The sequence below is a fragment of the Methylibium sp. genome (assembly GCF_013817345.1).
Lineage (GTDB): Bacteria > Pseudomonadota > Gammaproteobacteria > Burkholderiales > Burkholderiaceae_C > Methylibium.
The window spans coordinates 1-8,417 of sequence record NZ_JACDCW010000131.1 but is presented as its reverse complement, the minus strand read 5'-3'; the positions used below and the strand labels follow the sequence as shown (position 1 = coordinate 8,417).

General features: G+C 68.4%; 8 protein-coding genes and 2 pseudogenes. 4 read left to right on the top strand and 6 right to left on the bottom strand.

Going from position 1 to position 8,417, the window contains the following annotated elements; genetic code table 11:
* From H0W40_RS17835 to H0W40_RS17820, 4 genes and pseudogenes are all read right to left on the bottom strand, one after another.
* Positions 1–406, bottom strand: a pseudogene (locus H0W40_RS17835) (penicillin-binding protein 2); the annotation flags it as partial.
* A gap of 73 nt (positions 407–479) precedes the next feature.
* Positions 480–1,001 (bottom strand): rod shape-determining protein MreD, encoded by a 522-nt coding sequence (gene mreD / locus H0W40_RS17830; protein WP_292448942.1) that lies wholly within the window; start codon positions 999–1,001, stop codon positions 480–482.
* Positions 1,002–1,074: 73 nt separating this feature from the next.
* Positions 1,075–2,010, bottom strand: coding sequence for a rod shape-determining protein MreC (gene mreC, locus H0W40_RS17825; RefSeq protein ID WP_292448939.1), 936 nt, complete (start codon positions 2,008–2,010; stop codon positions 1,075–1,077).
* A 92-nt stretch (positions 2,011–2,102) separates the two neighbouring features.
* The gene (locus H0W40_RS17820) at positions 2,103–3,146 is read right to left on the bottom strand and encodes a rod shape-determining protein (protein ID WP_292448936.1); all 1,044 of its coding nucleotides are present in this window, start codon (positions 3,144–3,146) and stop codon (positions 2,103–2,105) included.
* Positions 3,147–3,442: 296 nt separating this feature from the next.
* Between H0W40_RS17820 and gatC the strand changes: the two genes are divergently transcribed.
* Genes gatC through gatB form a run of 3 tightly spaced genes read left to right on the top strand, consistent with a single transcriptional unit; the run spans position 3,443 to position 6,757 of the window.
* Complete coding sequence (gene gatC, locus H0W40_RS17815; RefSeq protein ID WP_292448934.1) at positions 3,443–3,742, top strand: Asp-tRNA(Asn)/Glu-tRNA(Gln) amidotransferase subunit GatC; 300 nt, start codon at positions 3,443–3,445, stop codon at positions 3,740–3,742.
* A complete protein-coding gene (gatA, locus tag H0W40_RS17810) occupies positions 3,739–5,238 on the top strand; it encodes an Asp-tRNA(Asn)/Glu-tRNA(Gln) amidotransferase subunit GatA (RefSeq protein ID WP_292448931.1) in 1,500 nt (499 codons plus the stop codon). Before gatC ends, gatA begins: the two co-directional genes overlap by 4 nt.
* A 1-nt stretch (position 5,239) precedes the next feature.
* Positions 5,240–6,757 carry an Asp-tRNA(Asn)/Glu-tRNA(Gln) amidotransferase subunit GatB gene (gene gatB, locus H0W40_RS17805; protein WP_292448929.1) on the top strand — a complete coding sequence of 506 codons (1,518 nt, stop codon included), beginning with the start codon at positions 5,240–5,242 and terminating at the stop codon, positions 6,755–6,757.
* Positions 6,758–6,830: 73 nt separating this feature from the next.
* Here the strand turns inward: gatB and H0W40_RS17800 are convergent, their stop codons facing one another.
* A complete protein-coding gene (locus H0W40_RS17800) occupies positions 6,831–7,532 on the bottom strand; it encodes a hypothetical protein (protein ID WP_292448944.1) in 702 nt (233 codons plus the stop codon).
* 42 nt (positions 7,533–7,574) lie between these two features.
* Positions 7,575–8,282 carry an orotate phosphoribosyltransferase gene (gene pyrE, locus H0W40_RS17795; RefSeq protein ID WP_292448927.1) on the bottom strand — a complete coding sequence of 236 codons (708 nt, stop codon included), beginning with the start codon at positions 8,280–8,282 and terminating at the stop codon, positions 7,575–7,577.
* A gap of 15 nt (positions 8,283–8,297) precedes the next feature.
* Between pyrE and H0W40_RS17790 the strand changes: the two are divergent.
* Positions 8,298–8,417, top strand: a pseudogene (locus H0W40_RS17790) (exodeoxyribonuclease III); the annotation flags it as partial.

The window sequence follows — 8,417 nt, the reverse complement described above, 5'->3', positions numbered from 1 at the left end:
CGAGCTTGGTGCGGATCGGCAGCGACTCGAAGCTTCTGGTTTCGCCCAGCAGCCGGCGAAAGCGCTTGCGGTCGCTCGCATCGATGCGCACGAGCTTGGCCAGCTCGTCGAGCGTCGCGTCCAGGTCCTTGACCTGCCCCGGCGTTATTTCCAGCGTGTAGGCCGAATAGTTGCTCGCCAGCACGACGCCGTTGCGGTCGAGGATGAGCCCGCGGTTGGGTGCCAGCGGCAACACGGCAATGCGGTTGCTCTCTGCCCGCGTGGAAAGCTCGTCGTGGCGCAGCACTTGAAGCGTGGTCAGCCGTGCCACCAGCAGGCCGAAACCCAACAGCACCAGCACTGCAGCAGCGAGCAGCCGCAGCCGGAAGCGGCCGAGTTCGCGGTCGAGGTCCTTCAGTTCGGTCATGCGACGAAGTCGGGAACGGGTGAACGATGCTGCGCCATTTTCAACAGTCCGTGATTGCGGCCGGAGCGAGCGGCTAAAGCGGCCGGTTCGCGTCCGGGTCCGGCGCGCGGCGTTGCGGCGCCAGCAGCAGCAGGGAAGCCACGGGCCACAGCAGCGCTTCGATCACCGGCGCTGCGGCAAGGTTCCAGCCGGGAAACGCCGCGCCTGCGGCCAAACGCACGATCAGCGACACGAGGTGCGCCGCGGCGAACAGCGGCAGCACCTGCAGCGCCTGCGCCGGCACGCTGAACCACAACATCCGGCGGTGGATCGTGGTGGCGAAATAGCTCAGCAACGTATAGGCCAACGCATGCTGACCGAGGAGCGAGCCCTCGTGCACGTCCATCAGCAAACCGAAGACGAAAGCCGCGCCGATGCCCACCTTGCGCGGCTGGTGCACGTTCCAGAACACCAGCGCCACGGCCAGCACGTCGGGCATGGCGGGCACCCGGCCGAAGGGCACTAGGTTGACCAGCAATGCGACCAGCAGCGAGCCCCACACGAACACCGGATTGACAGGCAGCAGCAGCTGGTCGGAACCTCTGGGCATGATCATGGCGCAACTCCCCCCGGCGACTGGTGCGCCCCATGCCGCGCAATACGGCCGCACTGCCGCGAGTTCGTGACGCTCATGGCTGCTCCGCCGATTGCGGCAGCACCGGTGCTGCGCTGGCAGCGGCCTCGCCCGGCCGCGGGGGCAACTGCAGATTGAGCGGCTCGAGCACCAGCACGTGGCGCACGCTGCCCTGCACCGCGGCGGGGGCGAGCACCACCTTCGCGAAGGTCTGGCCGCTGCGCCGGTCGACCGACACCACGGTGGCGACCTCGAGGCCGGGCGGGTAGATGCCGTCGACGCCCGAGGTGTGCAGCACGTCGCCGGGCTGCACGTCGGCGTTGTTGGACAGGAAACGCAGCTCCATCCCGGCGCCGGCTGCCAGCGTGCCGGGGTCGCCGTAGGCGGCAGCGCGCGCCTTGGTGCGGGTGTTGAGCACCGGAATGGCCGCGTCCTTGTCGGTCAGCAGCGTCACCTCCGAGGCCAACGGATAAACGCGCGTGACCTGGCCCAGCACGCCGTCGGCGTCGATCACCGGCGAGGCCGCCTCGATGCCATGGTTGGCGCCACGATCGATGATGAGCTTGCGGGTGTAGGGATCGGACGCCTCGTACAGCACTTCGGCCGCCTCTGAGCGCACGCTGACCTGCGCGCGCAGGCCGAGCAGCTCGCGCAGCCGCGCGTTCTCCTGCATGTGCAGATCCACGCGCGAAGCACGCTCGGACTGCTCGGCCAGCCGGCGCAGCGCCGCCGCCTCACCCGCGCGCGCCTCGGCGACACCGGCAAAGTAGTCGTGCACCGTTCCCCACGCCCGCACCGGCGCGAGCAGCACCCGCTCGACGGGGTGCAGCACCGTGGCCATCGCCGCACGCAAGGGCTGCGTGACCTTGAAACGCGTGTCGGCCACCATCAGAAAAAGCGCGAGCGCCGAGAAGAACACGAGCTTGGTCAGTGCCGGGATGCCCTGCTTGAAAAAGGGCGGCGGCGTGCGGTCGAGGGTGCCAAGGGGCATGGTCAGGGGGCGAGCAAAACAAAAAAGCCGGTCATGCGTGTGAGGCACGGGCCGGCTTTAGCGCTGCAGGACGTCGCTGGGTTAGTTGTCGCTCACTCGGAAGTGAAGATGCCACCCAGCCGCTCCATGCGCTCCAGCGCCATGCCGCAACCGCGAACGACGCAGGTCAACGGGTCCTCGGCCACCAGCACCGGCAGGCCGGTTTCTTCGGCGAGCAGCCGATCAAGATCGCGCAGCAGGGCGCCGCCGCCGGTGAGCATCATGCCGCGGTCGGAGATGTCGGCGCCGAGCTCGGGCGGCGTCTGCTCGAGCGCGTTTTTCACGCTGGAGACGATGTTGTTGAGCGGGTCGGTGAGCGCTTCGAGAATCTCGTTGCTCGAGACGGTGAAGCTGCGCGGCACGCCTTCGCTGAGGTTGCGGCCCTTGACTTCCATCTCGCGCACTTCGGAGCCGGGAAAGGCCGAGCCGATGTTCTTCTTGATGGCTTCGGCGGTCGGCTCGCCGATCAGCATGCCGTAGTTGCGGCGGATGTAGTTGATGATCGATTCGTCGAACTTGTCGCCGCCGACGCGGATGCTGCCCTTGTAGACCATGCCGCCGAGCGATATGACGCCCACTTCCGTGGTGCCGCCGCCGATGTCGACCACCATCGAGCCGCTCGCTTCGCTGACCGGCAGGCCGGCGCCGATGGCCGCGGCCATGGGTTCCTCGATCAGGTAGACCTCGCTGGCGCCGGCGCCGAGCGCCGATTCGCGGATGGCGCGGCGCTCGACCTGGGTGGAGCCGCAGGGCACGCAGATGATGATGCGCGGGCTCGGCCTGAGCACCGAACGCGGATGCACCATCTTGATGAACTGCTTGAGCATCTGCTCGGTGACGGTGAAGTCGGCGATCACGCCGTCCTTCATGGGGCGGATCGCCTCGATGTTGCCCGGCACCTTGCCGAGCATCGCCTTGGCCTCGGCGCCGACTGCCTGGATGGTCTTCTTGCCGTTCGGGCCGCCTTCGTGGCGGATCGCCACCACCGAGGGCTCGTCGAGCACGATGCCCTTGCCGCGCACGTAGATCAGCGTGTTGGCGGTGCCGAGGTCGATGGCAAGGTCGGTGGAGAAATAGCGTCGCAAGGAGGCGAACATGGAATACGTTTTGGGCTGGGCCGCGCATCGATCGAGCCGTGGCTTCGAGCGGTGCGTCGCCGGGTGTCGGGAGGCGGGCGAAAACGGTGTTCGGGGCGCAGTGCCGGCCGCGACATCCGCGCCCACGCTGCAACAGCCGCGCAGTGAACGCCTCCATCCCGGCCGGTGTGATTAAGCGAAGATAATATCTTAGGAAGCACGGGCGACCACCGTAAAAGTCGGTTGCAAAGGGTCCGCGGACCCGCCGCTTCGCCACTTCTTACCGCCCTTGCGCGCTTGTCTTTCGCTTCCATTCCATGGCCCTGAATCCCAACGACGTGAGCCGCATCGCCTTGCTCGCCAGGCTCGAGCTCCAGCCGTCCGAGCAGGCTGCGATGCTCGTGCAGCTCAACGGTTTCTTCGACATCGTCGAGCGCATGCGCGCGGTCGATACCACCGGCGTCGCGCCGCTGTATACGCCGCTGTCGGCCGTGCAGGACGTCGCACTGCGGCTTCGCGACGACGCGGTGACCGAGGTGGTCGAGCGCGAGGTCAACCAACGCAGCGCGCCTGCCGTGGAGGCCGGCTTTTTTCTCGTGCCGCGCGTGATCGAATGAGCGCGCGACCGAGCGCCCTGCACGAGTGCAGCGTCACCGAATTGAGCACGATGCTGGCGGCCGGCGACGTGTCGAGCACCGAGCTGACCGGCCACTTGCTCACGCGCGTGGCCGCGAAAGAATCGCTCGGCAGCTTTCTGTGCGGCGACCCCGAACTCGCGCTGCAGCACGCGCGCGAGTCGGACGAGCGGCGCACCCGCGGCCAGATGCGGGGCGTGCTGGACGGCGTGCCGATCGCCCACAAGGACATCTTCGTCACGACCGACTTCCCGAGCACCGCGGCCTCGAAGATGCTCGCCGGCTACCGCTCGCCCTTCGACGCGACGGTGGTGGCCAAGCTCAAGGCGGCCGGCACGGTGGCGCTCGGCAAGCTCAACTGCGACGAGTTCGCGATGGGCGGCAGCAACGAGAACTCGTCGGTGCGCCCGGCGCTCAACCCGTGGGACACCTCGCGCATTCCCGGCGGCTCTTCGGGCGGCTCGGCCGTCGCGGTGGCCGCGCGCCTGATCCCGGCGGCCACCGGCACCGACACGGGCGGCTCGGTCCGCCAGCCTGCTTCGCTGACGGGCGTGACGGGCATCAAGCCGACCTACGGCCGTTGCTCGCGTTACGGAATGATCGCGTTCGCTTCCAGCCTCGACCAAGCCGGCCCCATCGCGCGCAGCGCGCAGGATTGCGCGCTGTTGCTGAACGCCATGAGCGGCTTCGACGCATGCGACGCCACCAGCGCCCAGCAGCCGGTGCCCGATTTCGCCGCTGCCGTGCGCGTGCCGCGCGAGGGCACCAGCGCCGAGCGCCCGCTGGCGGGCCTGCGCATCGGCCTGCCGCAGGAGTTCTTCGGCGCCGCAGTGGCGACCGATGTGGCGCGCGCGGTGCGGGCCGCACTGGCCGAACTCGAGCGGCTCGGTGCGAGCCTGGTCGATGTGAGCCTGCCGCGCACCGAGCTGTCCATTCCGGTCTACTACATCATCGCGCCGGCCGAGGCCAGCTCGAACCTGTCGCGCTTCGACGGCGTGCGGTACGGGCACCGTGCCGCCGACTACACCGACCTGCTCGACATGTACCGCAAGAGCCGCAGCGAGGGCTTCGGGCCCGAGGTCAAGCGCCGCATCATGATCGGCACCTATGTCCTTTCGCACGGTTACTACGACGCCTACTACCTGCAGGCACAGAAGCTGCGCCGCATGATCGCCGACGACTTCCAGGCCGCCTTTGCGCACTGCGACGTGATCGCCGGCCCGGTCGCGCCCACCGTGGCGCGCAAGCTCGGCTCGCAGAGCGACCCGGTGGCCGAGTACCTGACCGACATCTTCACCCTGCCGGCCAGCTTGGCGGGCCTGCCGGGCATGAGCGTACCGGCCGGTTTCGGCCAGGCCGGCATGCCCGTCGGGCTGCAGTTGATCGGCAACTACTGGCAGGAGGCGCCGCTTCTGCACACCGCGCATGCGTTCCAGCAGGCGACGGACTTCCACCTCCGCGTGCCGCAGGGGTTTTGAGATGAGCCCTCCCGCACTCACCCGCGGCTACGAGGTCGTCATCGGCCTCGAGACGCACACGCAACTCGCCACGGTGTCGAAGATTTTTTCGGGCGCCTCGACGGCCTTCGGCGCCAGCCCGAACACCCAGGCCAGCGCGGTCGATCTGGCGCTGCCCGGCACGCTCCCGGTGCTCAACCGGGGCGCGGTCGAGCGCGCGATCCGCCTGGGGCTGGCGGTAGGCGGCGCCATCGCGCCGCTGTCGATCTTCGCGCGCAAGAACTACTTCTATCCCGACCTGCCCAAGGGCTACCAGATCAGCCAGTACGAGCTGCCGGTCGTGCAGGGCGGCACGGTCGAATTCCACCTGGCCGGCGTGCCGCACAGCGTGCGACTGACGCGCGCGCACCTCGAGGAAGACGCAGGCAAGTCGGTGCACGAGGGCTTCGAGGACTGCTCGGGCATCGACCTCAACCGGGCGGGCACCCCATTGCTGGAGATCGTCTCCGAGCCCGACATGCGCTCCAGCAAGGAGGCGGTCGAATACGCCAAGGCATTGCATGCGCTGGTGGTGTGGCTGGACATCTGCGACGGCAACATGCAGGAGGGCAGCTTTCGCTGCGACGCCAATGTGTCGGTTCGCCGCCCGGGCGCGCCTTACGGCACGCGGCGTGAGATCAAGAACCTCAACAGTTTTCGCCACATGGCGCAGGCCATCGACTTCGAAGTGCAGTGGCAGATCGACCAGATCGAAGACGGCCTGCAGGTCCATCAGGCCACCGTGCTGTTCGACGCCGACACGGGCGAAACGCGCGCCATGCGCAGCAAGGAAGACGCGCACGACTACCGCTATTTCCCGGACCCGGACCTGCCGCCGCTGGTGATCGAGCCGGCGTGGATCGAGCGGGTCAGGGGCGACATGCCGGAGCTGCCGCGCAGCATGGCCGGCCGCTTCGAGCGCGAGGACGGGCTGGCCGCCGCCGACGCGCTCGTGATGACGCAGAGCCTGGCGTTCGCGCGTTTCTACGAGTCGGTCAAGGCGGCCGGGGCGCCGGCCAAGATGGCCGCCAACTGGCTGATGGGCGAGGTCTCGCGCCGGCTCAACGCCGAGGAGCGCGGCATCGAGAGCAGCCCGGTCGCCCCTGAGACGCTCGCCGCGCTGATCGCGCGCATTGCCGATGGCACGGTGTCCAACAACGGCGCGAAGCAGGTGTTCGACGAGCTCTGGATGTTCGATCCCAGCCGCGACGCGGTGGTGCCCGGCGAGGTGCTGACTTCTTCGGCCCCGTTTTCGACGGATGCAGCAACCGCCGAAGTCGACGCGGTGATCGCAGCCAAGGGGCTGAAGCAGCTATCCGACAGCAGCGAACTCGAACGCATCGTCGATGCCGTGCTCGCCGCCAACCCGAAGTCGGTCGACGAATACCGCGCCGGCAAGGACAAGGCCTTCAACGCGCTGGTCGGCCAGGCCATGAAGGCCAGCAAGGGCAGCGCCAACCCGGCCCAGCTGGGCGAACTGCTGAAGAAGAAGCTGGCCTGAGCACCGGCGGGTCGTCCGGCGGGCAGGCCTTCCCGGCTCAGGGCCGCCGGTCAGTCAGCAGCCGACTGCTGGCTCAGCGCCCCGCGCCAGCCAGCGCCGACTGCGGCAGAGGCCCCAGCGAACCCGGCTCGGCGCCGCTCCACAGGCGCCTCAGACGCCCCAGTTCGGCGTCGTACAGGCCGTTGACCCGCTCGAGTTCGGCCTGCTGGTTGATGCCCAGCGCGCGCTGGGCCTCGATGCTCACGTCCACCGCATCGATCTGGCTCGTCAGCTTGGCCGGCACGGACTTGCCGCGGTAGAACTCGGTCTCGGCCATCAGCGGCTGGCGTTCCTTGCGCAGCTCGCTCACGCGCTCCTCCGAGGCCTGCAGTGCATTGCGAACGGGATCGAGCGCCACCTGGCGCGCACGGTCGTGGGCGGCTTCGTTGGGATAGCGGGCGATCAGGTTGCGGTCGCGGCGGATGGCGTCCAGCCGGGCGGAACGTTCGTGCAGCTTGCGGCGCTCGGTTTCTTCAAGGGCCGCGCGCTCGTCGGAGGTCAGGCTGGGTTGCAGGATCATGCGCAGCGAGCCGTCGCTGTTGAGCACGCGCTGCTGGCGGTCCAGGCATTCGGCGATCGGGCGATCGGCCGTCAGGTTGCGGCCGCCCGCATTGACGCAGGTGAAGATGGCGCCCTGGCCCGCCGGCTTGGCCTGCGCCTGCGCCGATGGGGCGCCGGCGGCGAGCGCCGCACCTAGCAACACGCCGGCCAAGGCTTGCGAACGTGCGATCCGCATCACCGAACTCTCCATTCCAGACCACCTTCGACACAGCTGCATTCAGACCCCGTAACGGTCGCGATAGGCCTGCACATGCGGCAGGTACTCCGACAGCGCGGGATCGGCCCCTTGCGCCAGATACTGCAACAGGTCGTCCAGGGTCGCAATGGCGCAGACCTGCAAACCCAGTTCACTTTGCACGAACTGCACGGCTGAGTGACTGCCCTCGCCGGCTTCGCCGCCCGTGCGCTCCTGGCGGTCAAGGGCGATCGCCACGCCGACCGGCATGGCGCCAGCAACCTCGATCATCGCGACCGATTCGAGCACCGAGGTTCCGGCCGACATGACGTCATCGACGATCACGACGCGCCCGGCCATCTTGGCGCCGACCAGGCTGCCGCCTTCGCCATGGTCCTTGGCTTCCTTGCGGTTGTAGGCGTAGGGCACGTTGCGGCCGCGCCGCGCGAACTCCATCGCCACCGCAGCGGCCAGCGCGATGCCCTTGTAGGCCGGACCGAACAGCAGGTCGAAGCTCAGCCCCGAGGCTGCGAGCCGGCGTGCATAGAATTCGGCCAGGCGGCCGAGCTTGGCGCCGTCGTCGAACAGGCCGGCGTTGAAGAAGTAGGGCGAAAGCCGCCCGGCCTTGGTCCTGAACTCCCCGAAACGCAGCACGCCCGCCTCGACCGCGAAGGCCACGAATTCGTGCGCGAGTGCGTCGTGCGGGCTCGGCTGCGGTGTCGTCTGCAAAGCCGGCGAAGGGGTCGTCATCGTCTGGAGTGCGCCGTGTTGCGTGTGGTTTCGCTCAACCTCAACGGCATTCGCTCGGCCGCGAACAAGGGCTGGGTCGAGTGGGCCGAACAGGCGGAAATCGATTGTATGGGCGTGCAGGAGCTCAAGGCCCAG